Below are 22,782 nucleotides of genomic sequence, written 5' to 3' on the forward strand. Positions count from 1 at the left end.
CCTCACAGCAGATTGACCGCGTGCGCGCCCAGGATCTGCGCCACCACGGGATTTTCTGCAATGATCGTGCCGGTAATAGCGGTGGTCCTCCGGTCGTAGAGGTCCGCGCACACCGCCAGCGCCGCGATGCTCAGATCGGCGTGTCCGTCCGCCTCCTCCGCGCTCAGTCCCGTATAGTCCAGCACATAGCGCCGCGCGGCGTCTAGGATGTGCGGGAGAAGGGGCTCGTCCCCCTCCTCCCGCACATACTCCGCCACGTCGCTCACCAGGATTTCAGAGAGCTTCATGGCTCAAATCCCCCTTTAAGACGCCTTCATGGTCAGCACGGCCAGCTTCTGGTGATCGGTCACTCTGGAGTCAAATTCAAACCAGGAGACCACGCCGATCGCGTGCTGCGTCGCGTACTTCTCCCGGAGCACCTGGATGGAGATGTTCTCCCTGAAGTTGACGGACAGGCCGGAGTAATCTCCGTACAGCACCGCCTTGGCGCCGGCGGCCATGGCCGGCATGTTGTCGGACAAGTACACGGGCTTGCCCAGCAGCCGGTAGGGGAAGGACCCGGTCACGTCGTCCTGGAGCAGATAACGGTTGTTTCCGTCCTTCAATTTCTTGATGGTTGTGAAGGTGTCGGGGTGCATGGTCCAGCAGGCGTTGCCCTGGTGGGCCTGCTTGATCTTGGCCTGGAGCTCGATGAGCTCGTCGGCGGTAACGGCGGCGGCCCCGGCGGCGGTCAGACCCGTGGTGGTGTTCAGGGCGCCCTGGGCGGCGCTGGAGCCGGTACCGCACAGCAGCTGGCCCTCGATCCACACGGCGATCTCCTCCGCCATCTGCTCCACGATAAAGTTCACCACGGAGAAGGCCCCGTTGTTCTCCACGCTCTGACCAATGAGTGTCAGTGCGCCCGCCAGATAGCCGCCCAGGTCCACACTGGTGAACTTGCCGGAGTCGGCGGTGATTTCGGTGAACTCGGTCTGATAGCCCACCGCGATATCATGGCTGGTGTTTGCCTTGCCCCATACGGGCACCTTCAGCGTGCCTTTTACGTTGTACACTGTGGCCCCCGCCAGAATGGGGCAGCGGTCCTTGACCGCCTTGATGATCCGCTCTGCGATGCTGGTGGGGATGATGGCCCCGTTGTTGGCCATGGTCATGTTGTTGTCCCCAAACGGCGGCCCAACTTGAATCCCCATGGCAACCGTGGAGTATTCATCTTTGGTGATCCGCTGTTCGCCGTACAGAGCATTTAATATGTCAAGCGCATTTTTCTTTATATCCGTATGATGCACAGCCTCTTCGTTCATCTACGTAGCTCAGCTCCTTGTTAATTCCTTTTTAATAGCTATATCTTGACGCATACACCCTAGTGGGCCGTGTTGGCGCAGGGTTGCGGCTTATCAGGTGGCACCGCAATGCTGAAACGACCAACTCAGCATCCACCTCTGGGCTACGCTTAAGGTGATGCAATGAGCTTGTAACTGATCCTACGGGCACATTACATATGTCCGCGATTTCCTGTACCGAATGCCCCAATTGCAGGAGCATATAGTATCTTGTCTGGCGCAGCGTCATACTGTTGCCTCCATCCAAGGCATCACATCTCCTCCGATAGAGGGAGTGTGGTCCAATCTGTCCGGAAAGCTCTCAGGAGCGCGCTCCCACAGTAATTTCCCTGCCCTGCTCCATGAGCCGAAGATTACGCCGAATATCCTCAGCGCCGGCATAGCGCAGTTCATGCGGAGCTTGTCCCTCCCCTCCCACAGGTGCTTATAACGGGTCCCTACCATCTGCCAATGTCCCCACACGCCGCAGTAAGCCTTGCACATGACCCTAGGGCCCGGGGCCCCCGGAAAGGCAGCATAGCAGAGACAAAGGTCTTCCGAGTCGTCCCCGTCCTTGCTTTTGTACCGGGGGGCGGGATATTTAGTGAAGTCCACAGCGACCCAACCACCATCCTGAACTCCTGCCCCCTCTAGGCACTCCCCCACCACTGGGAAAATCGCCTGGGCGCCCTGAAGCATAGCCGATTCTATCTCTCGCAGCGTGGCTACTCTCCCCCGTTCCCGAGGGGGTAAAATCACGTTATGTAGGTTCATACGCTCACTCCCTCCCGTTCCCGGCGCCCCCGCTCCCAGGCGTAGACCGTCCACCAGCGGGCACTTTTGTAGAACCTCCAGAGCACCGGATCATCTTCACTGGCGGAAATGCGGTTATCCAACCATTCAAGGCTTTCCCGCAGTCCCTCTTGATTCCCCGCACGCCCTTCCTCGAAGGAAAGGTTGCAGCCGGGTACCCATGCGGCTAAAGCTTCCCGCGCATTTGCGCCCAGCTTCCCGCCTGTTCCCTCCTCCTGAAAGGCTATAAACGCCTCCGCCGTCAGCGGAAAGGCCAGCTCTTCTAATTTCATACCCTCACCTCTCTTTCCCGCGCGGCACGTCGCTCCCCTTTGGCCCGCCCGTACTCAAACGCCAGGCATAGCGCGCCATATAGGTCAGTCCTGGAAATCTCGCGCAGCGCCGTAAGGTCTCCGACCGTTATATGATAAGGATCGGCCGTCGAATGTTCAGCGCTGGTGAGTTTAATATAATGGTGCATTTTTTCTATGTGGTTCATACTTGCTTTTCCCTCCTCATTCCGTTAAAATAGGAGGCGGATATGGAGTCCTTCTTATCCGCCTTGGCCGTTTCGGTGTCAGCAGCACCGGAGCGGCTTTCTTTTTGCGGTGTCGGTTGGACAGCCACACCAGCACTCCAGCGACGGCCACGGCCATCCCGGCGATAAGAAGGAAGTCCAGGGGCCCCAGGGTGCCCATGAGCCCGTCGGCCAGCAGCGCCACGGCCAGGAGGATCGCGGTAGCGGTGCCCTGCAGCGCGTTCCTCATACAGTCACCCTCCTGATCTGACCGGGCTGCTCTATGGCCTGGGTGGCCGGGTGGGGGTCTCCGGCGGCAATGTATGCCATAACGGCGTCGGCGTCCACCAGCTTCTTGCGCCCCACCGGGGTTACGGGGACCTTGCCGGTTTTGATCAGGTTCCGGATGTAATGCAGGGTCACCTCGGTGTGCGGGTCCTGTTCCTTGATGACGTTCAACACCCCCGCCGCCGTTCTCATTCTGCGCAAGGGCGCGTCAATCCCTTTTCCCATCAATGGTCTCCTCATTCACGGCGATGCCGTACTTCACGCACATTTCTTTGACTACAGCGATATAGATCTCTATGAGCTTCGCGTCATCCGCGATGACGTCTACCTTAGTGAGCTTGTCCCTTCGGGATTTGCAGACCCCCTCGTCCGCCATGCGGCGGCGCTTGTTGGTCAGCCGGGTCTCCAGCGACACCCGTGCCCGTTCGTCCACCAGCTTAAAGATTTCCGCCTGAACGTCCCGGATGTACTCGTTCCCGCCCAGCGCCCGTGCAATCCGGGCGATCAGGCTCCGCGCATCTGGCCGCCACGAATTAGGCGAAAGGGCTACCACGTCCCGGATATCATCCACCTTCTGGTTGACGGCCTCGATAGCCTTATCCTGCTCCCTCTGCTTCAGCTCAAGGTTGATGAGAACGCGGAGAGTCGGGGACAGCGCGTCTAAATCGGGGACGGCGCTCACAGGCAGGAATGCCGCCGCCAACACGTCCTTAGCGCGAAGCTGGTACTGCTCCAAATTGGCGGCCAGCTCGGGGGTTTCCGCTTCCATCGTCGGCGTGATTCCGATCTTCGCCAGCCAGAGAGGGACGAAGTCCAGTTTGAGGCAAAGGACTTCCTGATTCCCACCACGGGTAGGGAGGACCAAATTTGATCCCCCTTTAGAGAGCACCTTATCGGCCTGGATATTAGCAATCTGCCGCTTCCTCTGTCCCTCGCTTAGTCCCAAGCCGTCGCACATCCAGCGAACACCGGCCCAGATTTGGCCGTCGTTGTCTCTGGCGGCCATCAGCTCCGTGCCCATGAAGGGTACAGTCTTGATTTCGAGTTCGTTCATGTTGTCTCCTTTCTGCAATAGTCCGGTCTATTGGACAGGTTGTGTGGTATCCTGTGCCTGCTCAGGCAGGTCCAGAATTTCGCGGATAGCTTGGACGATTTTGGGGGTAGCGAGCTGACCAGTCTGGATCTTGCACATGTACGACCGGTCAAAATATAGGCCCGTTACCGATGCCACCTGTTCAATCAGCCACGCTTGAGTGTGGTTAATGTCTATAAGGCGCTTTTTTATTTCCTTCCCAAATGGTGTCAGTGCGGCACTTTCCACGGATTCACCTCCCTTCATTTTGGGATTGACAATTACGCGTATGTGTAATATAGTGTGTCTACAAGGAACATCATATTACGCTTTCGCGGCCCATGACTGCATTGTATTCTGCTTTCGCGTAAAAGTCAAGGGGCCAAATTATGCTTACGCGTAATTCGGCGAAGTGTACAAGAAAGGCTGATGAATATGTCTGATTTGTACAATCGTATTGCAGAGCTGTGCCAAAATTATGGCATCACAATTACGGCTATGTGCAGAGAGTCGGGAGCAAGCCGAGCCTCATTGTCCGATTTAAAGGTTGGAAGAAAGCAAAACCTGTCGACGGAAACGCTAGATAAGATTGCAGACTATTTTGGTACAACTGTCGATTATCTACTGGGCCGTACCGACGATGCTGAGAACAACGATCGCTTTGGGCTCGACATTTCAGATGATGAGATTCGTGAGCTTGAAGAAACAAAAAAAGCGCCCACCCCGGAGGGTGAGCGTCCAAAAAGCAAACTGCGGTCTATCGCGCGCCTAGAAGATTCCAAGATTACGCCCGAACAGGATGAACAGATTGCGGATTATATTGATTTTCTGCTTTCTAAGAAAAAGGAGCTATGAGTGCAAATATTATTAAGTATCGCAAAGCGTTTGACACATCCCAAACCCTACTCGATATAACCGGCACTGACGAATTTCCTCTTGATTTTGATGTCTTATTTTCTAAGAAAAAAGGTGCCCAAATCCTTGTTTCCAGCCTTAAGGATTACAATACGTGGATCTCCTCAAAAAATTTGCAAAAGTGGGTGCCCCTATTTATTGCGGATGCAAAGTGTTTTTACTATTCAGATAGAGATACGTACATGATAATCTATAATGAGTGTCGGCCCGAAGCTAGGATACGGTTTTCCTTGGCGCACGAGTTAGGTCATATTGTTCTGGAACATCTGAATGATGAGCGTACAGAACTTTCCAGAGGGGGCGTTGATGACCCTACCTACTATGCTATGGAGGGGGCTGCAAACACATTTGCAGGGAATTTACTTGCGCCGCCCATACTTATTGACGACTTTCTCTCCGGATCAAAATTTGATGTTGAGCGCATTTCTACCCGCTTTAACATTTCGCCAAGTGCTACAAAAGCCTATAGAGCAGAGGATTATAAATACTGGAAATCATTAACTCCGAGCAAGCATGAAAAGGCCATCTTGAAAAGGTGTCATTCGGCATTACATAAGCACATTTGCATTGACTGCGGCGCAACCTTTGAAATTGAAGGTTCTCTGTTTTGCCCGATTTGCGGTGCAAGTTCATCGAGTTTGTACTATCGAGGAAAGGATAGTGTTGATGTGATATACCCTGGAGTAGAGCTCAATAAAAGCGGGCAGGCTAAACAATGCGTGCAATGTAAAAATGAAGAACACTTAGAGAAGTCTACATACTGTATGATATGCGGAAAAACTATTGTTAATCAGTGTACATATGCAATCGCCAACAATGTGCCTTGCGAGTATAATCCATGCTCACACGATGAGCCGCTTCCGGGGAATGCCCGATTCTGTCCCTATTGTGGGAGTGAAACTACCTTCCTCAAGGACGGGGTGCTCCGCCCTTGGGATGCGCCTCAAAAGCCACGTCTATTTGCTGCCCTTGACAGCGAGGAGGACGACAGTCCTCTTCCTTTTTAGCAAGATACACCACCGAGTGGCATACGCCGCCATGAGGTCTGTGCCCAGGAAGGGCACCCGTTTGATTTCGAGTTTGTTTTCCCTTTTGATCTCCTTTCTAAACTTACTCCTCGACCAGCTGCTTCAGCGCCGCTTGCAGCCTGGTCTCTACGCTCTTTGGCTCGTAATGACCGTTAAGCACCCCACTCAAATACTTAGGATTCCACCCCACGGCTTTGGCCAGTTGCTTAGATGAACAGGACAACCTCCAACCAGCTCATGCTACATCCTCCTTGCGTACAAACTTGATCTTGATGTCCACATCGTACTTTTCCGACAGAATCTCCGAGAGCACCGCCGCCAGGCGTTCAACATTCAAGTGGTTCGTCTGCTCGTGTTCCACTCAAATCACCTCCTTCCTATCTAGCTGGCGTTGAGGTCATATCAACTCGCCGCCAGCCTCTGCTGGAGCAGCATCCGCTTAATTTGCTGGTAATCCATCCGCATCTCCACCAGTACGCCTATCTGCTTCGTGATGCGCACAACGTTGTCCATCTCTTCCGCAGTTAGATAATCGGCGGCCACCGAACCTTTCGGGGCGTTCCGCGCTTTGCGAAGCTGGGCGGCGCTCATCCCGAAGGCCGCGCGATACGCGAGGTCGGTATAGTGCTTGTACCACATCCCCTTGTGAGGGCTTTCCGGGATGCAGTCCCTGATTGCGTCCGTCAGGTCTCTCCGGGTCGGGAGCATCTTTGCCCGGTTGACCTGCCGACTGACCAATTCTCTCCGCATTGCGTAGAACTGCCTGACCAATTCCTTTTTGAAGGCCACTACGGTAGGCGTGTTCTTGAGCAGTGTCATCAGGAAGGTGGCTTGCTCTTCGTTCAGCTTGACAATCTCCTCTGGGCGACCCCCGGAGCTTTCTGTCTCATATGCGCCCAAAAGTCCAAACTCCAAAAATGTGGATTCGTGTTTCCGGATAGCGTCTTTAACGCGGCGGTGGTTCATACCGGTTACTTCCGCAATCACCTTTGATGTGGTGAAGGGTATCGCGTCTAGTCTGTTTGGGTCCAAAAAGACTAAGTCGTTCATTGTGACTCCCTTCTGGTTGATTTATCTCATTTCATTTGGTACGTATCGTGTACCTTCTTCGGCAAAAAAAATTTCAATAGGATTGTCAATTCCGAGCAATAGAATCATTTTCGATATTTCATCGCTATCAAATATGCCCTTTTTCATTTTTGAATAGAAGGTCTTTTCAGTCATTCCAAGTTGTTTTGCAACCCTTCTTTGTGATAAACCGCGCTCTGCAATAAGACCACGCAACCTGCTCGTTGCAACCATCGTAATCACCTCCACCTAGTACGCCTTACGTACCAAGTATACCAAAACGTTCTGGTACGTGTCAAGCGATTTTTGAAGATAATTAAAATATTTTTTGTTGCACATTACGCAATTTGTGTTATAATGAACGCACAAATGATTGGAGTGTGAACGTGATGAGCGTCGGCCAAAACATAAAACAGCGAAGGCGAATGCTAGATATGACGCTAGAAGACGTCGCAAAAGATGTCGGTGTTAGTCGGCAAACGCTCAGCCGATATGAAACAGGTGTGATAGGAAATATCCCGTCGGATAAGATTGAATTGCTCGCTAAATCGCTTCGTACAACACCTGCCTATCTTATGGGGTGGGAAGACGAAAAGGGCGTTACGGACATTGGGCTAGTAGCTATTGAAATTGCCAAAAAATATGGGTTGGATGCATCTGTAGTTTATGACGCAATGGACAATCTGGATCGCTTGCTTCCGATTGACGAGCAAGCGATCATTGCCGAGGTAAAAAGAATGAGGCCCACCCCCGTTTCCGAGAGTGGGCCTATTGATCCGCGCGATAAAAAGTTTCTTGAGTTGTTCAGCCAGTTAACGCCAGACCAGAAAGAGTTGGTCCTCGCCCAGCTAAGAGTCCTAAAAGAGCGTCAATGATTTCATCTTTATTTCCATCACTTAACTGACTAAAAAGCTGCGCAGCTTCTTTGTCAATGCCTTGGAGCACCTCGCTCTTTGGGGTTTGATTTATGGTACTGGTCATAGACGCTCCTCCCTTTATCCTCTGTTCTAATTTATTATATCGAAAATCCGGGTTCTGCGCAATTCTTTTGCTCACACAATATTACTGTGTACAGCCCGTATTAGTCGCGCTCAAACTATATCTTGGCCATGGCCCATTATACCGGGAATCCCAACATAAGCCCAATAGAGCGCGCCCACGTAGCTTGCGCCTCAAATTCCTAAGCGCCGTCGAGTACAATTTATAGTAATATTTAGCGGAATTATTTCTTTTCACTTCATTTTAAATTAGCAATGCAACTAAAACTTTGCGGGCAAAGGTGTACGCTCTTTTCTGGCGGTATATGTCGCCATGAGGACCGGCTAAGAGATTGCCACACACGCTGTAGTGTTCCGTGGTACCAAAGTGCCCGTCATCCATCACAGGCGGGGCCCTTGGTCTGTTTGATTATCCGGCAGATTTGGCGCTATCTGGTGGCTCAACCCTGAGAGGTGCGCTTCAGATCAGAGCGGAGGTGTCATAATGCAAAAAAGCCGCCCGAAGGCGGCTCTTGACAATCTCATATCTGGCGGTTATACTGAAATCAGAAAGAGGGCGCTACCGGCAGACGGTCAGCCCCTCGCTGTGTTACAAGAAGTAACCGCTGAGCTGGGGAGCTTGTGGGCGGTTACTTCGAAAAAAGTATAAGGCGGCGCTACCGGCAGACGGTCAGCCCCTTATGCTTGAGCTACAAGAAGTAACCGCGCAGTTGGGGAACTGGGGGCGGTTACTTCTTTTTTATCTGGAAAACCAGACCGATAATGCCGATGATGACAAGCGAGTAAGCAAAAAGCTCACTGTATGTAACCATGGCCTCACCTCCCCTCCTTTGCAGGAGGGGGCAAGAAGTCCCCTCCGGGATGGAGGGACCAACCGCCTACCGTTGCGGATAGCGCCGTCGCCAGAATATCACACTTTTTGACAGAGCGCAACAATAAAAAAGTCCTCCCGGCGCTACCAACACCGGAAGGACAGGCAAAATGACCCAGACCACTAAATCAAGGCCCCTTTGCGCCCTTTTATGATAGCATAAAAAGGGCCTGGGTGCAAGAAAAAGGAGGACCCAATGGCTACGATAAAAAAACAGGGCAAAGGTTACAAGATCACCGTTTCCCATGGCTATGACATCAACGGCAAGCAGTTACGTGAGCACATGACCTGGGTGCCGCCGGCCGGGATGACAGAGAAGCAGCTGGAGAAGGAGCTGCAGCGCCAGGCCGTACTCTTTGAGGACCAGGTGAAGCACAGCGCTACCCACGACGGCAACATCAAGCTGGTGGACTTCACCGCCCTGTTCCTGAAGGATTATGCCTATCCTACCCTGAAGGTCCGCACCGCCTACGGGTATGAGGAAAGAATGGCCCGGGTGAACCAGGCCTTGGGACATATCAAATTGAAGGACCTGAAGCCGGGCCATCTGGCGGCATTCTATGCCAACCTCCAGGAGGAGGGGATGCGCTGCCAGCGGCGGGCCCGCTGCAAGGTGGACTTCAAAGCCTGGATGAAAGAGCGGCACACCACCATGGCCGCCTTGTCCCGGGACACCGGCGTGTCCATTTGGAGCTTTAAGCAGATGCGGGACGGCAACGTCATAGACCAGGCCAGCGCGGAGCGGATCGCTTCCGCCCTAGGGGAGAAATATGACCAGCTCTTTGAGCTTCAGCGGGATATGACCCCCTTGAAGCCGGGGACCATCCACACCTATCACCGTATACTTTCGGCGGTCCTATACCGGGCCGTGAAGTGGGGGTATATCAAGAGCAATCCGGCATCCTGTATGGACCTGCCCAGCCTCAAAGACCGGAAAGCCAAATACCTGGATGAACCGGACGCCAGGCGGCTCCTGGAGCTGCTGCGGGATGAGCCCATCAGGTGGCGGGCCATCATCACCTTTGACCTGCTGTCCGGGCTCCGGCGCGGGGAACTGCTGGGGCTCCGCTGGGAGGACGTGAACCTGGACGCCCAGACCATCACGATCTCCCAGACCTCCAACTATATCCCACCGAAGGGGGTATACACCGATAGCCCTAAGACGGCCACGTCCAACCGACCGCTGAAGCTGTCCCGCTCCGCCTTTCTGCTGCTCCTGGAGTATAAACAATGGCAGGATGCCCAGCGGGAGGCCCTGGGGGATGCCTGGATGGACGAGGACGGCCGGGTATTCACCCGGGACGACGGCAGACCCCTGTTCCCGGACAGCGTGTCCCAGTGGTTTACCAAATTCGTGAAGCGCACCGGCTTGCCGAAGGTCACCGTCCACTCCCTCCGGCACACCTACGCCAGCCTGATGATCGGGGACGGGACGCCCCTGGTGGTCGTGTCCCACAAGCTGGGCCACGCTCAGCCTAGCACCACCTCCAACATCTACGCCCACGTGATCGCCTCCGCAGAGGAGCGAGCCACCAACACCTTCAGCCGCTTTGATGACCTGGTGGTGCCAGGTGCAGAGCTGCCCAGGGATGAAAAGAAAAAAGCCGCCGGGGAATAAATTCCCGGCGGCTTTTTCGTGGAGCTGATGGTGGGAATCGAACCCACAACCCCGGCATTACGAGTGCCGTGCTCTACCTTTGAGCCACATCAGCATTTATATATTTTCGTGGAGTTTTGCGGAAATAAGCACCAAACAAGCACCAAAACTAGATTTTTGAGGGTGTGAGGGTGGAGGCGGCCCAGTAATTGCAAGGGCTGGCGGGTTTTCTACTCGGTCTTGACCTCATCATTACGAGTGCGCTGCTCTACCCCTGAGCCACAGTAGCAAATCAATCATAGACTTGACGGTAAATTATGATAGCACATTTTTTTCGCGCCGTCAATCACCAACCTTGTCTTTTCTTTGTTTGCTTTTATATTACCTTCTGTATATCCCTGTGCTTTCTCCTCTGTGCCAAAGCCGCTCTGCCTTCCCTGAGCGGACATGCCTGTCGTCCCTCCTGAAATTTCTATTTGGCATTTCATCAAAAAGATTGTTATTTCTCCGATTATAGCCGATATTTTTAACTTTTAATTTTCTATTTTCATCCAGAATACACTTGTTCCATTTACATAATTTCAAGCAGTAATCTCATCTACAAAGAGTTATTCACATTATCCACAGGTTTATCCACACCCACTCACCCCTTCTTTTTCAACAGCTTTTCCACTTTTCCACCGTTTTTTCCACAGGGCTCAATCTCTAATTCTCTTCTCTTTTAACCTCTCAATTTAGTATACATAATCTTTTTCCCTCCACCGAAGACAAAAAAACGACGCATGGCCGTCACCCGACCGTGCGCCGCCTGAGTCCTATTCCTCCAAAAGATGCTTCCGGCTCCAGGCCCGGCTGTTCCAACGGCTCAGAAACAGCACCGCCCGAATACACTCATCGATGGCCATTGCCGCCCAGAGCCCTGCCAGTCCCCACCCCAGGACCACCCCCAGAAGAACGCTGCCTCCCACACCCACCAGCCAAGCGTCAACGATACAGATGGTGATGGGGAAGCGGATATCGCCGCAGGCCTGAAGGGCCCGGCACATGACCATATTCACCGCGCGCCCCAACTCTAGAGGGATCTCAATGAGCATGATGGTCCCCGCCAGCGTCAGGACCTGCTCATCTTTTGTAAAAATGCCGTAAATGGGCCGTGCAAGCAGCCAGAGGACCACTGATAGGATACCCGACACCGCCACCGCTGCCAGTGCCGTGCGCTTTACGTTCCGGTCCGTCTCGGCAATCTCGCCTGCGCCCATGAGCCTCGCCACAACGACCTGGCAGGCCTGCGACAGAGCTGAGCCGAACAGATAGGTCACATTGGCAAACAAGTTGGCATAGACCCGCGTATTTACCACATATGCGGCAAAACGATTGCACACCGTCTGAATGCAGATCTGAGAACCATTATAGGAGACCGACTCCCCTCCTGTGGGCACGCCGATGGCCAGGAGCCGTTTAAGCTGGTCCCAGGGAAAGGGCCGGAGGCAACGCAGTGAGATGACTGGCCCAAAGGTTCTGCGGAAGAGCACGGCGATGATGGCCGCACCCATGATCCGGGACAGACCGCTGGAGATGGCGGCACCCGCGATCCCCATGGCCGGAATGGGGCCCAGGCCGTTGATGAGCACATAGTTTCCGCCGATGTTCAGACAGTTCATCACCACGGAGATCACCATGGTCTCCTTCATCATCTGGCTGCTGCGGAAAAAGGCGGTAAATGTGAGGTAAACCGCCTGGAACATCATACCCAGCCCAATGAGGCGCATATAAAGGCATGTCTCTTCAAAAATCAGCGCATGGACGCCCATCAATCTGAAAATAGGTCCGCAGCCGAGGACCAGCACGGCGCTGACCAGAAGGCCGAATACCAGATTCATCAGGAGCGCCACCGTATAAGTCTGGTTCACCCGCTTGGTATCTTTGGCGCCGATGTACTGGGAAATCAGGATCATAGCGGCTGTACAGACCACGGAAAATACCAGCAGTAGGAGGTTGGTGATCTGATTGGCGTTGCCGATGGCCCCTACGCCGTTGGGGTCCCGCCAGCCTACCATGATCTGGTCCGCGTTACCCACCAGCATCTGGAGCAGCAACTCCACAAAAATCGGCCAGGAGAGCTTCAGGATGTTGTTTCCCTTCATTTTCAAGGCTTCCTCCGCATTCCACATAGTATACTTCCGCTGATTTACTATAGTGATTATAGCGGTTTGCTCCACGAATACAATTGGAAGAAATGATGTGATTTTCAAAATGGTAGGACCTATCCTGCATAAAGTCCACAATAGAACAGGCGGCCCGTTCCATGAACGGGCCGCCTTTGTCTTTCTGTTCCCCTACAGGCTTCCATATTCCTCAAAGAACCGGTCGTGTATGACCTGAACGGCATTGTCCGCGTCGCATTTATCTACCAGCACGGAGACCTTGATCTCACTGGTGGAGATCATATGGATATTGATTCCCGCGTTGTAAAGCGCCTCGAACATCAGGGAGGCCACGCCGGGATTATTGATCATGCCCGCGCCTACAATTGAGACTTTGGCGATCTCATCCGTAACGTCGATGTGGTCAAAGCCCAGAATGTCCTTCATCTCACTCATGACCTGCCGGGCCTTATCCATATCCTCGTGCCCCACCGTGAAGCTGATATCCTTGGTGTTGTTGCGTCCGATGGATTGGAGGATGATATCCACGTTGATCCCGTACTTTGCTAGCGTGGAGAAGATGCGGAAGGCGGTGCCCGGCTTATCCGGCAGGCCCACCAGGGCCAGGCGCGCGATGTTTTTGTCCTTGGCTACGCCGCTGACATAGGGCTTTTCCATGGTTTTTGCAACCTCCTTGACTTTCGTTCCGGGCTGTCCGGAAAAGCTGGAGAGGACCTCCAGATTGACATTATAGCGCTTGGCCATTTCCACGGAGCGGTTGTGCAGGACCTGAGCGCCCAAGGTGGCCAGTTCCAGCATCTCGTCATAGGTGATCTCGTCCAGCTTCCGGGCCCCCTTGACGGAGCGGGGATCGGCGGTGAACACGCCGTCCACATCGGTGTAGATCTGACACAGGTCGGCATGCAGGGTGGCCGCCAGAGCCACCGCCGAGGTATCCGAACCCCCCCGCCCCAGTGTGGTAACGTCGCCATACTTGTTGATGCCCTGGAATCCGGTGACGATGACGATCTTCCGCTTGTCCAGCTCCGCCAAAATACGCTCGGTACGGACGTTCTTGATCCGGGCCGCGCCATAGGCCGAGTTGGTTTTGAAGCCGGCCTGCCAGCCTGTCAGAGAGACCACCGGATACCCCATCGCCTCAATGGCCATGGCGCACAGGGCGCAGGAAATCTGCTCGCCGGTCGAGAGCAGCATGTCCATCTCCCGCTTGGAGGCCTTGGGATTGATCTCCCCTGCTTTGGCGATGAGGTCATCCGTAGTGTCTCCCTGTGCGGAGAGGACCACCACCAGGCTGTGTCCCCGGCGGTAGGTCTCCGTAATGATGCGGGCCACGTTGCGGATCCGGTCCGCATCCGCGACGGAGGTCCCGCCGAATTTCTGTACAATGAGTGACATGTATATGTACCCCCTAAGAGTTACGTGTAAAAGCCAGGTCCTCCCTCCTCGGAGGTATGCTCCGGGGAGGGAGCTGGAGAAGCCTATGCCATTCTATGCCCTCACTCCAGGACCCGGAACAGCGAGCCAAGCTCCATGCCGGAGAGGGCAGACATCAGCTCGCCCCGGGGCATGGCCCTGGTGAGGAAGGCCACCTCGTCCGCCGGCGCACCCGGCCGGGAGAGCAGCGCGGCATCCAGCCCGGCGGCGCGTACCTTTTCGGCGGTCCCGGCGCAGCGGACATACCACCGGAAGGGGACGCCCTCCGGCGACACCGTCACATCCTCTCCGCCGGGGCCCCACTCCACCCGCTTTCGGGAACGGATATGCCGGGCGGCGTCCATCACATCGGCCACAACGGCGGAAGCGGTGGGCAGTTTTCCCGCGCCCCGGCCATAGAACATCACGTCTCCGATGGCGTCCCCTTTGACCATAATGGCGTTGAACACATCCTCCACCCCGGCCAAAGGCGCCTCCGCATCTATAAGATGAGGGGCCACATAGGCGCAGATCTTTCCGTCCAGCTCCTTTACCGCCCGTCCAAGCAGCTTGATCTTCCGGTTGCACGACTCAGCGTAGGCCACGTCGGCCAGCGTGACGCCGGTGATCCCCTCGGTGGGTACCTGCCGGGGGTACACGTGACGGCCGAAGGCGATGGAGGCGAGAATACAGATCTTCCGGCAGGCGTCGTGCCCTTCCACGTCGGCAGTGGGGTCCTTTTCTGCATAACCGTTCTCCTGGGCCTCTTTCAGTGCGGCCTCAAAGGAGAGGCCCACGCGTATCATGCGGGTGAGGATATAATTTGTCGTGCCGTTCAGGATTCCGCAGATCTCTGTGAGCTCGTTGGCGGCCAGGCACTGAGAGAGGGGACGCAGAATAGGGATACCGCCGCCCACGCTCGCCTCAAACAGATAGCTCACGCCCATTTGAGACGCCAGTTGGATGAGCTCGTACCCGCGCTCGGCCACCAGCTCCTTATTGGAGGAAACCACGCTCTTCCCGGCCCGCAACGCCCGGCGCGTATAGTCCAGGGCCACTGTGGCCCCACCGATGGTCTCCACAACGATATCTACCGACTTGTCGTTTTCAATGGTGGAAAAATCATGGATGATCTTGTCCTGAAAGGGGCTCTCCGGAAAGTCACGCACATCCAAAATATATTTCAGGCGGACGGGCGTCTCCACCTTTTGGTCGATATGTTCCCCATTTTTGGCCAGCACCTCGGCCACACCGGACCCCACCGTGCCAAAGCCCAGAATTGCAACATTTACCATACCATCAAACTCTCCTCGCGTACTGAATTGCCTACCCGGCCAGAATCTCACATTTGAGGACGCCTCTGAGCGCCGTCGTACGAGAGAGCAGCTCCTCTACCGGGATATGGAGTCCCGAAGTCTCAGCCCCGATGGTTACCAGCGCGCAGCCGCTCACCGGAATGCCCTGATTGATGGTGAGAATATTCGCGCCGGAGACGGCAAAGCTATTGAGGACTGACGAGAGGACGCCCGGCTCGTCCCTCAGCCGGGTCTGGAAGGTCACGATGCGGCCATGGAGCATATCGTTGAAGGGTCGCACCGCATCCTTATATTTATAGAATGCGCTCCGGCTGATCCCGGTCATGCCCGTGGCCTGATGGACCGTCTCCGCCTCTCCGGTCTCCAGCAATCGCTTGGCCTCCGCGACCTTTCTGAATATTTCCGGCAGTGCGTTGGCCTCTACAATAAAGTATTTCGGCGGGTTCGCCATTTCATACACCTCCCTGGTCCTGTCTCTTCATTCTAAGCGGGTACATTTGTCTTTGTTACAGAGTCATTTGTCCACGTGTGAAGTTTATTTTAGCACAGTCCTCTGGCGGGTGCAAGCCCGAATTCCGGGAACATACCACGATTTTTGACGCACTATGCCGGATTTTTCCGTCATAGTAACCATAATGTGAGGAGGTCCGTCATGCCCGAGAATAAACATCTGAAATTTCTTCTCACAGTCGCCTACTTGGCGCTTGGAGGGGCCGCCCTATGGCTGGCGCTCCATTTCCTCCTTCCGTGGACACTCCCCTTCCTCCTCGCTCTGCTCCTCGCCGCCTTACTGGAACGCCCGGTGACTTTTTTTATGGACCGGCTGCGCCTGCCGCGCTGGGCGGCGGCGGCGCTGTGCACGGTTCTGTTGCTGCTCGCAGTGGGCGCCGTGCTCTTTTTGTGCGTCTGGCGGCTCTGGTATGAGGGCTCTCTCCTGCTTGGACGCCTGCCCTCCCTGCTTTCCGCCCTGCCCTCCCTGGGCGCTCCGCTGGAGCGGTGGGCCTATCGCTTCATCATCGCCGCCCCGCCCCAAATGCAGGAACCGCTGCGGGAGGCGCTGGAGACCCTGGCGGCGCAGAGCGCCGCGCTGCCCGACTGGCTCTACCGCACCTTGTCCACCTGGACGGTATCCGCACTTGCGGCCCTGCCGGATTGGGGACTTTTTCTTTTCACCACCGGTCTTGCCACCTATTTTACCTCCGCCGGACGGCCCGCGCTCCTCGCTTTTCTTCGCCGACAGGCGCCTCCCTCCTGGCGGCCTGCGCTCCGGACCGGGTGCCGCCGCTTCCGGGCAACCGCCGGCGGCTGGCTGAAAGCCCAGGGCATGCTGATGCTCATCACCTTCGGCGAACTGACCCTGGGTTTTTTGTTTCTCGGCGTGGATCTCTCCATCCTGCTGGCGGCCCTCACCGCGCTGGTGGATGCCCTGCCCGTATTCGGCACCGGCACCGTGCTGATCCCCTGGGCCCTGCTGGAACTGCTTTCAGGCCGTTTTTCCATGGCGCTTGGGCTCTTCGTCCTCTACCTGATCGTGTCCCTGGTGCGCAGCCTGCTGGAGCCCAAGCTGGTGGGAGACCGCGTCGGCCTTCCCCCCCTGGCCGCGCTGCTGTGCATGTATGTGGGGTTCCGGGCCTTCGGTGTGGTCGGGATGGTGCTCTCCCCCCTGGCCGCCATCCTGATCAAGGAGGCCCACGACTGCGGTATCGTGCGGCTGTGGCGGGACTGAGTCCGCGGGGTGTGCCCTCCCTCCTCCGGATGCCGTCCCTTTTTTCATTGATTTTCTCCGAAAACCTCGGATTTCCCCCTTGCTTATCCCTGTACGATAGTCTATATTAGGATGGTGTAAAGACGGCCCGCCGTGAGCACCATGGGGCCGAGCAGAGAGGATGTACGCACCTTGAACATTATTATTGTCGGCGACGGCAAAGTCGGCTACACACTGGCTGAGCATCTCTCCCGTGAGGAGCACAATGTCACCATTGTGGACACCAGCGAGGAGGCCCTGCGCAAAGCCGACGAATCCTTGGACGTCATGTGCATCAAAGGAAACGGCGCTTCCATCACCGCACTCCGGGAGGCCGGCGCCGACACAGCCGATCTTCTCATCGCCGCCACCAGCATGGACGAGATCAACATGGTCTGCTGCCTCACCGCCAAGCGCCTGGGCACCCGTTTCACCATCGCGCGGGTCCGCAACGTCGAATATACGGTGGACGCCAGCGCCCTCAAGCACGATATGGGCATCGACACCCTGATCAACCCAGAGAACGCCACCGCGGTGGAAATCGCCCGGCTGCTCCGGTTTCCCTCTGCCGCCAATATCGAGACCTTCTACCGCGGTCGCGTGGAGCTCATGAGCTTTCGGGCCCGGGAGGAGGATTTTTTCTTGGGCCAGCCCCTCTCCGCCCTCTCGCAGCAGGTGCGGAACCTCCCCATCCTTTTCTGCGCCGCGGAGCGGAATGGAGAGGTCATCATCCCGGACGGCTCCTTCGTCCCCCAGGCCGAGGACCGGATCTATGTGATCGGGGCCCCTCTCGGCGTACATGAGTTCTTCAAGCTGATCGGCCGTTACGCCCCCCATATCCGCAATGTGTTCGTGGTGGGCGGCGGGCGCATCACCTACTATCTCTCCGCCATCCTGGAGCGCATGAATATGCACGTAAAGATCGTGGAGCTCAGCGAAGCGCGCTGCCGCCAGCTCTCCGAGATCCTTCCTCACAGCCTGATCATCTGCGGCGACGGCACCGACCAGGAACTCCTGGAATCGGAAAACCTGGAGGATGCCGACGCCTTTGTGGCCCTCACCGGGCGGGACGAGGACAACCTGATCATCTCCCTCTACGCCATGCAGCGCAAGGTCGCCAAAGTCGTGGCCAAATGTAACCGGCAAAACTACACCGGCATCGTGCGGGATCTGGGCCTGGACAGCGTCATCTCCCCCAAGCTCTTTACCGCAAACCAGATCCTGCACATCGTCCGCGGGATGCAGAACAGCAAGGGCAGCGTTATGAGCACCCTCTACCGCATCGCGGACGGCGGTGCGGAGGCCGCTGAATTCGTGGTCAACGAGACTACCCGCCATCTGGGCACGCCGCTGAAGGACCTGAGGTTGAAAAAGGGGATTCTGGTCGCCGTCATCGTCCACCAGGGGCGTACCATCATTCCCGAGGGCTCCTCCACCATTGAGCTGGGCGACACTGTGATCATCATCTCCAGCAATCAGGGGATTCTGGACATCAACGACATCTTCGATGACTCCATCCTTGACCTGGGGGCCGGAAATCAATGAATTTTAAGCTGGTATTCAAGCTGGCGGGCAAAACCCTGCTGGTAGCCGCCGCCTGTATGGTCCTTCCTCTGCTGGTCACCCTGCTCTACCGGGAGGACCCCATGCCGTTCCTGTCTGCGATGGGCATTACCGCGCTGGCCGGTCTTCTTTTATCTCTACTGAGGGCCGACACGCGTTTCAATTCCAGAGAGGGCTTCTTTTCGGCCGGACTCATCTGGCTTCTGGTGGGTTTTTTCGGGGCGCTTCCCTTCCAATTCTCCGGCTATTTTCCCAGTTTTGTGGACTGCCTGTTCGAGTCCATCTCCGGCTTCACCACCACCGGAGCCTCTATCCTCACAGCTGTGGAGCCTCTTCCGAAGGGCATTCTCTTCTGGCGCTCCTTCATCCATTGGCTGGGCGGCATGGGGATCTTGGTCCTGACCATCGCCCTTCTCCCCTCCCTGGGCGCGCGCACGCTTCATGTGATGAAGGCCGAGTCGCCCGGGCCCATCATCAGTAAATTGGTGCCCAAATCCTCTCAGTCCTCCAAGATCCTGTACGGCATCTATCTGGTCCTCACGGTGCTGGTGATCCTTGCCCTGCGGGCCGCCGGAATGGACTGGTTCGACTCGGTGACACATGCCTTTGCCACTGCCGGCACGGGCGGCTTCTCCACCCGTAACCTGTCCGTCGGCGCCTACCAAAGCCCCGCAGTAGAGATCGTCCTCGGCATCGCTATGCTTCTCTTTTCCGTGAATTTTGCCCTCTACTTCCTGATCCTGTGCGGAAAATGGCGTCAGGCGCTCAGAAGCGATGAACTCCGTTTTTTTGCCAGCGTGGTGGGCGGTTCCGTTCTCCTCATCGCCTGCAATATCCAGAGCATGTACGGCTCCTTTCTGACCTCCCTGCGCCACGCCTTCTTTCAGGTCTCCTCTATCATCTCCACCACCGGTTTCTCCAGCGTGGATTTCGACCTCTGGCCGGAGTTCTCCCGGGCCCTGCTGGTGATCCTTATGTTCTGCGGGGCCTGCGCCGGCTCTACCGGCGGCGGCGTAAAGTGCTCCCGAGTCCTGCTTCTCCTTAAATGTATCGGGCGGGAGATCCGCCAGATCCTCCATCCCCGTTCCGTCAATGTGGTCCGCTTGGATGGCCGGGTCGTGGATGAAAAGATACTCCATACCGTGATGATCTTCCTGGGGTCCTATATGCTCATCACCTTCGGGGCCACGCTGCTCGTCGCCCTGGATAACTTCTCCTTTGGAACAACCTTTACGGCAGTGGTGGCCTGTATCGGCAACATCGGTCCCGGCCTGGAACTGGTCGGCCCCATGGGCAACTTCTCCATCTTTTCTCCTCTGACGAAGCTGGTCCTCTCTCTGTGCATGATCGTGGGGAGACTTGAGGTCTTTCCCATCCTGGTCCTCTTCAGTAAGAATGCCTGGCAGAGGGTGTAGGCGTCTCCCCGCGATCCTGCGCTCCGCCGGACTCCTAGGAAGTCCGGCGGAGCGCATTTTTTGTGAAAAACAGAAAATTTTTTTCTTGACAACACCGCCCTCCGCCTGCGGGCACTTTTTTCTTTCGCCGCTCGTAAGTTTCTTTTCTTTTCATTTGAAGGGGTGTTATTTTCGTTTACTGTTTCGTTTTTCCATGTCATGGCAAGATTGCACGGAAAGATCGACCGAAAACTTTTCATTTTCGTAGGAACTGTAAAACCGGCGTATTTGCAGGGAAAAGCGCGGTTGGGCACCTTGAAAATCCGCTTTGTTATGCTAAAATTATAAACAAGAACTGCGTCGGGATCTGCCCGGCGCTTGTGCAAAAGGAGTGGGGAATTTTGACACCTGAAAATCTCTTCTGGATTGGCTTTGTGGGGGCCGTGCTGGCCATCGCATTTGCCTATGTCCAGAGCCGGAAGGTCATGACCTTCTCGGAGGGCAGCGATACCATGAAGAAGATCGCCGCCTCCATCCGGGAAGGCGCCAATGCCTACCTCCGGCGGCAGTACACCACCGTGGCAAAGGTCTTTGTCGTCGTTTTTGTCATCCTGCTGGTGATCGCTTTCGCCTCCAACGGCGAGATGCTCTCCAAATTCACGCCCTTCGCCTTCATCACCGGCGGGGTATGGTCCATGTTGGCCGGTTTTGTCGGCATGAAAATTGCCACCAATTCCAATGCCCGCACCGCGCAGGCCGCCTCCGAGAGCCTCAATAAGGGACTCCGCGTGGCCTTCTCCTCCGGCTCCGTCATGGGCTTTACCGTGGTGGGCCTGGGTATGCTGGACATCTCCATCTGGTACTTTTTGCTTCACTATGCCTTCCACATCACCGATGCCACCACCCTTGCCAACATCATGGTCATGAACGGCATGGGCGCCTCTTTTATGGCTCTCTTCGCCCGTGTGGGCGGCGGCATCTACACCAAAGCCGCCGATGTGGGCGCCGATCTGGTGGGCAAGGTGGAGGCCGGAATCCCCGAGGACGACCCCCGCAACCCCGCCACCATTGCCGACAACGTGGGTGACAACGTGGGCGATGTGGCGGGTATGGGCGCCGACCTCTATGAGTCCTACGTCGGCTCCATTCTGGCCACCTTCGCGCTCTCCGCCGTGGCGGGTTATGGTTTTTCCGGTATGCTCCTGCCCGTGTGCCTGGCCGTGGAGGGCATCGTCTGCTCCATCATTGGCTCCTTCTTTGTCAAGACCAAGGAGAACGCCGACCAGAAGTCTCTGCTGAAGAGCCTGCGCACCGGCACCTATCTGGCCGCCCTGCTCTCCGCCCTTGTCGCCGCGCCCCTTACATATACCATCGTGGGCAACTGGGGCGTCTATGTGGCGATTCTGGCCGGTCTGATCGGCGGCTGCGCCATCGGCTATTTCACCGAATACTACACCTCCGACACCTACGCGCCCACGCAGAAGCTGGCCGCCTCCTCTGAGACCGGCTCCGCCACCGTCATCATCGGCGGCATCTCCTTGGGGCTGAAGTCCACCGTAGCCTCCATCCTCATTGTCGCCGCCGCCGTTCTCATCAGCTACTTTGCCGCCGGCGGCTCTCTGAACGTCGTGGACGCCAGCGGTCTTTTCACCGCTGAGTTCAACAAGGGCCTCTACGGCATCGGCATCGCCGGCGTAGGCATGCTCTCTACCCTGGGCATCACGCTGGCCACCGACGCATACGGCCCCGTGGCCGACAATGCCGGCGGCATCGCCGAGATGAGCGGCCTCCCCGCCGAGGTCCGCGAGCGCACCGACGCTCTGGACTCCCTAGGCAACACCACTGCCGCCACCGGCAAGGGCTTCGCCATCGGCTCCGCCTCCCTCACCGCTCTGGCCCTCCTGGTCTCTTACGTGGACATCGTCCAGACCAAGACCGCCGAGGTCCTGAACTTCACCCTCACCAGCCCCACCGTGCTGGTCGGTATGTTCATCGGTGCCATGCTCACCTTTGTCTTCTCCGCATTCACCATGAGCGCCGTGCAGACCGCCGCGCAGTCCATCGTGGTGGAGGTCCGCCGCCAGTTCCGTGAGATTGCCGGCATCATGGAGGGCAAGTCCGATCCTGACTACGCGTCCTGTGTGGCCCTGTGCACCAAGGGCGCCCTCCACGAGATGGTGGCGCCCGCCTTGCTGGCCATTGTGGTGCCCATCCTCACCGGCCTGATCCTGGGGCCCACCGGCGTAGTGGGGCTTCTGGGCGGCGTGTCTGTCACCGGCTTCGCCATGGCCGTGTTTATGTCCAACGCCGGCGGCGCTTGGGACAATGCCAAAAAGTACATCGAGTCCGGCCATCACGGCGGCAAGGGCTCCGACTGCCATAAAGCCGCCGTCGTGGGCGACACTGTGGGCGATCCGTTTAAGGATACCTCCGGTCCCTCCCTCAATATTCTCATCAAGCTGTGCTCCACCGTGTCCATCGTATTCTCCGGGCTCATCGTGGCTTTCAACCTGATGAATATGCTGTGATCTGATCTCGGGCAGGGCGCGCCGACCGGCGCGCCCTGCTTTTTTACTTTGATGCAGTCCCTCCCCGGGCTTGTCCTGCCTTGTGCTTTATGATATAATACATTTTATTCTTTATGATCTTACCCTGGATATACAAAGGGCAGTGCGCCAGCCAGCAAGGCCGGTGGGGCACCTGGCGGCATTTCTCACGCAAA

24 protein-coding genes and 1 tRNA gene are annotated in these 22,782 nt (G+C 56.3%); 8 read left to right on the forward strand and 17 right to left on the reverse strand.

Annotated elements, in window-relative coordinates; all coding sequences use genetic code 11:
• Window positions 1-2: 2 nt before the first annotated feature.
• The 8 genes from SRB521_RS10115 to SRB521_RS10145 all read right to left on the reverse strand — a co-directional run bounded on the left by SRB521_RS10115 (window position 3) and on the right by SRB521_RS10145 (window position 4,237).
• Window positions 3-287: a head-tail connector protein gene (locus SRB521_RS10115; protein ID WP_075703963.1), complete on the reverse strand. Its 285-nt coding sequence runs from the start codon at window positions 285-287 to the stop codon at window positions 3-5.
• 15 nt (window positions 288-302) lie between these two features.
• A complete protein-coding gene (locus tag SRB521_RS10120; RefSeq protein WP_116722451.1) occupies window positions 303-1,301 on the reverse strand; it encodes a phage major capsid protein in 999 nt (332 codons plus the stop codon).
• Between the two features lie 788 nt (window positions 1,302-2,089).
• Window positions 2,090-2,404, reverse strand: coding sequence for a hypothetical protein (locus SRB521_RS10125; protein ID WP_116722449.1), 315 nt, complete (start codon window positions 2,402-2,404; stop codon window positions 2,090-2,092).
• On the reverse strand, window positions 2,401-2,610 hold the full coding sequence (locus SRB521_RS16335) for a hypothetical protein (protein WP_116722448.1): 210 nt from the start codon (window positions 2,608-2,610) through the stop codon (window positions 2,401-2,403). The genes SRB521_RS10125 and SRB521_RS16335 overlap by 4 nt, the downstream gene beginning before the upstream one ends.
• Window positions 2,611-2,626: 16 nt before the next feature.
• A complete protein-coding gene (locus SRB521_RS10130; RefSeq protein ID WP_116722447.1) occupies window positions 2,627-2,878 on the reverse strand; it encodes a hypothetical protein in 252 nt (83 codons plus the stop codon).
• Window positions 2,875-3,108 (reverse strand): MerR family transcriptional regulator, encoded by a 234-nt coding sequence (locus tag SRB521_RS10135; RefSeq protein WP_165816320.1) that lies wholly within the window; start codon window positions 3,106-3,108, stop codon window positions 2,875-2,877. Before SRB521_RS10135 ends, SRB521_RS10130 begins: the two co-directional genes overlap by 4 nt.
• 16 nt (window positions 3,109-3,124) lie before the next feature.
• On the reverse strand, window positions 3,125-3,970 hold the full coding sequence (locus SRB521_RS10140; RefSeq protein ID WP_116722445.1) for a phage antirepressor N-terminal domain-containing protein: 846 nt from the start codon (window positions 3,968-3,970) through the stop codon (window positions 3,125-3,127).
• A 27-nt stretch (window positions 3,971-3,997) separates the two neighbouring features.
• Entirely contained in the window at window positions 3,998-4,237 is a 240-nt protein-coding gene (locus SRB521_RS10145; RefSeq protein WP_116722444.1) for an XRE family transcriptional regulator, read from the reverse strand.
• A gap of 186 nt (window positions 4,238-4,423) precedes the next feature.
• Here SRB521_RS10145 and SRB521_RS10150 point away from each other — a divergent pair, with 186 nt between their 5' ends.
• Window positions 4,424-4,843 carry a helix-turn-helix domain-containing protein gene (locus SRB521_RS10150; protein WP_165366621.1) on the forward strand — a complete coding sequence of 140 codons (420 nt, stop codon included), beginning with the start codon at window positions 4,424-4,426 and terminating at the stop codon, window positions 4,841-4,843.
• Window positions 4,840-5,910, forward strand: a complete 1,071-nt coding sequence (locus SRB521_RS10155; RefSeq protein WP_116722442.1) for an ImmA/IrrE family metallo-endopeptidase — start codon at window positions 4,840-4,842, stop codon at window positions 5,908-5,910. The genes SRB521_RS10150 and SRB521_RS10155 overlap by 4 nt, the downstream gene beginning before the upstream one ends.
• Before the next feature lie 256 nt (window positions 5,911-6,166).
• On the opposite strand, the gene SRB521_RS16730 is transcribed toward SRB521_RS10155, so the two are convergent.
• Genes SRB521_RS16730 through SRB521_RS10165 form a run of 3 tightly spaced genes read right to left on the reverse strand, consistent with a single transcriptional unit; the run spans window position 6,167 to window position 7,233 of the window.
• Window positions 6,167-6,292, reverse strand: coding sequence for a hypothetical protein (locus tag SRB521_RS16730; protein WP_257534843.1), 126 nt, complete (start codon window positions 6,290-6,292; stop codon window positions 6,167-6,169).
• A 41-nt stretch (window positions 6,293-6,333) separates the two neighbouring features.
• Window positions 6,334-6,981 carry a Rha family transcriptional regulator gene (locus tag SRB521_RS10160; RefSeq protein ID WP_116722441.1) on the reverse strand — a complete coding sequence of 216 codons (648 nt, stop codon included), beginning with the start codon at window positions 6,979-6,981 and terminating at the stop codon, window positions 6,334-6,336.
• Window positions 6,982-7,002: 21 nt separating this feature from the next.
• Complete coding sequence (locus tag SRB521_RS10165) at window positions 7,003-7,233, reverse strand: helix-turn-helix domain-containing protein (RefSeq protein ID WP_116722440.1); 231 nt, start codon at window positions 7,231-7,233, stop codon at window positions 7,003-7,005.
• Window positions 7,234-7,388: 155 nt separating this feature from the next.
• On the opposite strand from SRB521_RS10165, the gene SRB521_RS10170 reads away from it, so the two are divergent.
• Window positions 7,389-7,874 carry a helix-turn-helix domain-containing protein gene (locus SRB521_RS10170; protein ID WP_116722439.1) on the forward strand — a complete coding sequence of 162 codons (486 nt, stop codon included), beginning with the start codon at window positions 7,389-7,391 and terminating at the stop codon, window positions 7,872-7,874.
• 1,190 nt (window positions 7,875-9,064) lie between these two features.
• Window positions 9,065-10,486 (forward strand): tyrosine-type recombinase/integrase, encoded by a 1,422-nt coding sequence (locus SRB521_RS10175; protein ID WP_116722438.1) that lies wholly within the window; start codon window positions 9,065-9,067, stop codon window positions 10,484-10,486.
• 19 nt (window positions 10,487-10,505) lie between these two features.
• Here the strand turns inward: SRB521_RS10175 and SRB521_RS10180 are convergent.
• The 6 genes from SRB521_RS10180 to SRB521_RS10200 form a co-directional block, all read right to left on the reverse strand.
• Window positions 10,506-10,580: transfer RNA gene (locus SRB521_RS10180), tRNA-Thr, on the reverse strand.
• A gap of 181 nt (window positions 10,581-10,761) precedes the next feature.
• Window positions 10,762-10,914 carry a hypothetical protein gene (locus SRB521_RS16175; protein WP_165366622.1) on the reverse strand — a complete coding sequence of 51 codons (153 nt, stop codon included), beginning with the start codon at window positions 10,912-10,914 and terminating at the stop codon, window positions 10,762-10,764.
• 366 nt (window positions 10,915-11,280) lie between these two features.
• Entirely contained in the window at window positions 11,281-12,609 is a 1,329-nt protein-coding gene (locus tag SRB521_RS10185) for an MATE family efflux transporter (RefSeq protein ID WP_242943908.1), read from the reverse strand.
• Window positions 12,610-12,801: 192 nt separating this feature from the next.
• The gene (locus SRB521_RS10190; protein ID WP_033117864.1) at window positions 12,802-14,025 is read right to left on the reverse strand and encodes an aspartate kinase; all 1,224 of its coding nucleotides are present in this window, start codon (window positions 14,023-14,025) and stop codon (window positions 12,802-12,804) included.
• Between the two features lie 101 nt (window positions 14,026-14,126).
• Window positions 14,127-15,338, reverse strand: a complete 1,212-nt coding sequence (locus SRB521_RS10195; protein WP_075703613.1) for a homoserine dehydrogenase — start codon at window positions 15,336-15,338, stop codon at window positions 14,127-14,129.
• Window positions 15,339-15,369: 31 nt separating this feature from the next.
• Entirely contained in the window at window positions 15,370-15,810 is a 441-nt protein-coding gene (locus SRB521_RS10200; RefSeq protein WP_033117862.1) for an ACT domain-containing protein, read from the reverse strand.
• 201 nt (window positions 15,811-16,011) lie between these two features.
• On the opposite strand from SRB521_RS10200, the gene ytvI reads away from it, so the two are divergent.
• The 4 genes from ytvI (at window position 16,012) to SRB521_RS10220 (ending at window position 22,588) form a co-directional block, all read left to right on the forward strand.
• Window positions 16,012-17,085, forward strand: a complete 1,074-nt coding sequence (gene ytvI / locus SRB521_RS10205) for a sporulation integral membrane protein YtvI (RefSeq protein WP_033117861.1) — start codon at window positions 16,012-16,014, stop codon at window positions 17,083-17,085.
• Between the two features lie 171 nt (window positions 17,086-17,256).
• Complete coding sequence (gene trkA / locus SRB521_RS10210; RefSeq protein ID WP_033117860.1) at window positions 17,257-18,648, forward strand: Trk system potassium transporter TrkA; 1,392 nt, start codon at window positions 17,257-17,259, stop codon at window positions 18,646-18,648.
• A complete protein-coding gene (locus SRB521_RS10215) occupies window positions 18,645-20,081 on the forward strand; it encodes a TrkH family potassium uptake protein (protein ID WP_116722437.1) in 1,437 nt (478 codons plus the stop codon). Before trkA ends, SRB521_RS10215 begins: the two co-directional genes overlap by 4 nt.
• Window positions 20,082-20,461: 380 nt before the next feature.
• Window positions 20,462-22,588 carry a sodium-translocating pyrophosphatase gene (locus SRB521_RS10220; protein WP_058117425.1) on the forward strand — a complete coding sequence of 709 codons (2,127 nt, stop codon included), beginning with the start codon at window positions 20,462-20,464 and terminating at the stop codon, window positions 22,586-22,588.
• The last annotated feature ends 194 nt before the right edge of the window (window positions 22,589-22,782 follow it).

Source organism: Intestinimonas butyriciproducens (assembly GCF_004154955.1).
Taxonomy (GTDB): domain Bacteria; phylum Bacillota; class Clostridia; order Oscillospirales; family Oscillospiraceae; genus Intestinimonas; species Intestinimonas butyriciproducens.

What these genes read in the sequence shown, in the direction of transcription:
- SRB521_RS10115 (WP_075703963.1), bottom strand. Translation starts at nt 287, where the DNA reads ATGAAGCTCTCTGAAATCCTGGTGAGCGACGTGGCGGAGTATGTGCGG.
- SRB521_RS10120 (WP_116722451.1), bottom strand. Translation starts at nt 1,301, where the DNA reads ATGAACGAAGAGGCTGTGCATCATACGGATATAAAGAAAAATGCGCTT.
- SRB521_RS10125 (WP_116722449.1), bottom strand. Translation starts at nt 2,404, where the DNA reads ATGAAATTAGAAGAGCTGGCCTTTCCGCTGACGGCGGAGGCGTTTATA.
- SRB521_RS16335 (WP_116722448.1), bottom strand. Translation starts at nt 2,610, where the DNA reads ATGAACCACATAGAAAAAATGCACCATTATATTAAACTCACCAGCGCT.
- SRB521_RS10130 (WP_116722447.1), bottom strand. Translation starts at nt 2,878, where the DNA reads ATGAGGAACGCGCTGCAGGGCACCGCTACCGCGATCCTCCTGGCCGTG.
- SRB521_RS10135 (WP_165816320.1), bottom strand. Translation starts at nt 3,108, where the DNA reads ATGAGAACGGCGGCGGGGGTGTTGAACGTCATCAAGGAACAGGACCCG.
- SRB521_RS10140 (WP_116722445.1), bottom strand. Translation starts at nt 3,970, where the DNA reads ATGAACGAACTCGAAATCAAGACTGTACCCTTCATGGGCACGGAGCTG.
- SRB521_RS10150 (WP_165366621.1), top strand. Translation starts at nt 4,424, where the DNA reads ATGTCTGATTTGTACAATCGTATTGCAGAGCTGTGCCAAAATTATGGC.
- SRB521_RS10155 (WP_116722442.1), top strand. Translation starts at nt 4,840, where the DNA reads ATGAGTGCAAATATTATTAAGTATCGCAAAGCGTTTGACACATCCCAA.
- SRB521_RS10160 (WP_116722441.1), bottom strand. Translation starts at nt 6,981, where the DNA reads ATGAACGACTTAGTCTTTTTGGACCCAAACAGACTAGACGCGATACCC.
- SRB521_RS10165 (WP_116722440.1), bottom strand. Translation starts at nt 7,233, where the DNA reads ATGGTTGCAACGAGCAGGTTGCGTGGTCTTATTGCAGAGCGCGGTTTA.
- SRB521_RS10170 (WP_116722439.1), top strand. Translation starts at nt 7,389, where the DNA reads ATGAGCGTCGGCCAAAACATAAAACAGCGAAGGCGAATGCTAGATATG.
- SRB521_RS10175 (WP_116722438.1), top strand. Translation starts at nt 9,065, where the DNA reads ATGGCTACGATAAAAAAACAGGGCAAAGGTTACAAGATCACCGTTTCC.
- SRB521_RS16175 (WP_165366622.1), bottom strand. Translation starts at nt 10,914, where the DNA reads ATGTCCGCTCAGGGAAGGCAGAGCGGCTTTGGCACAGAGGAGAAAGCA.
- SRB521_RS10185 (WP_242943908.1), bottom strand. Translation starts at nt 12,609, where the DNA reads ATGAAGGGAAACAACATCCTGAAGCTCTCCTGGCCGATTTTTGTGGAG.
- SRB521_RS10190 (WP_033117864.1), bottom strand. Translation starts at nt 14,025, where the DNA reads ATGTCACTCATTGTACAGAAATTCGGCGGGACCTCCGTCGCGGATGCG.
- SRB521_RS10195 (WP_075703613.1), bottom strand. Translation starts at nt 15,338, where the DNA reads ATGGTAAATGTTGCAATTCTGGGCTTTGGCACGGTGGGGTCCGGTGTG.
- SRB521_RS10200 (WP_033117862.1), bottom strand. Translation starts at nt 15,810, where the DNA reads ATGGCGAACCCGCCGAAATACTTTATTGTAGAGGCCAACGCACTGCCG.
- ytvI (WP_033117861.1), top strand. Translation starts at nt 16,012, where the DNA reads ATGCCCGAGAATAAACATCTGAAATTTCTTCTCACAGTCGCCTACTTG.
- SRB521_RS10215 (WP_116722437.1), top strand. Translation starts at nt 18,645, where the DNA reads ATGAATTTTAAGCTGGTATTCAAGCTGGCGGGCAAAACCCTGCTGGTA.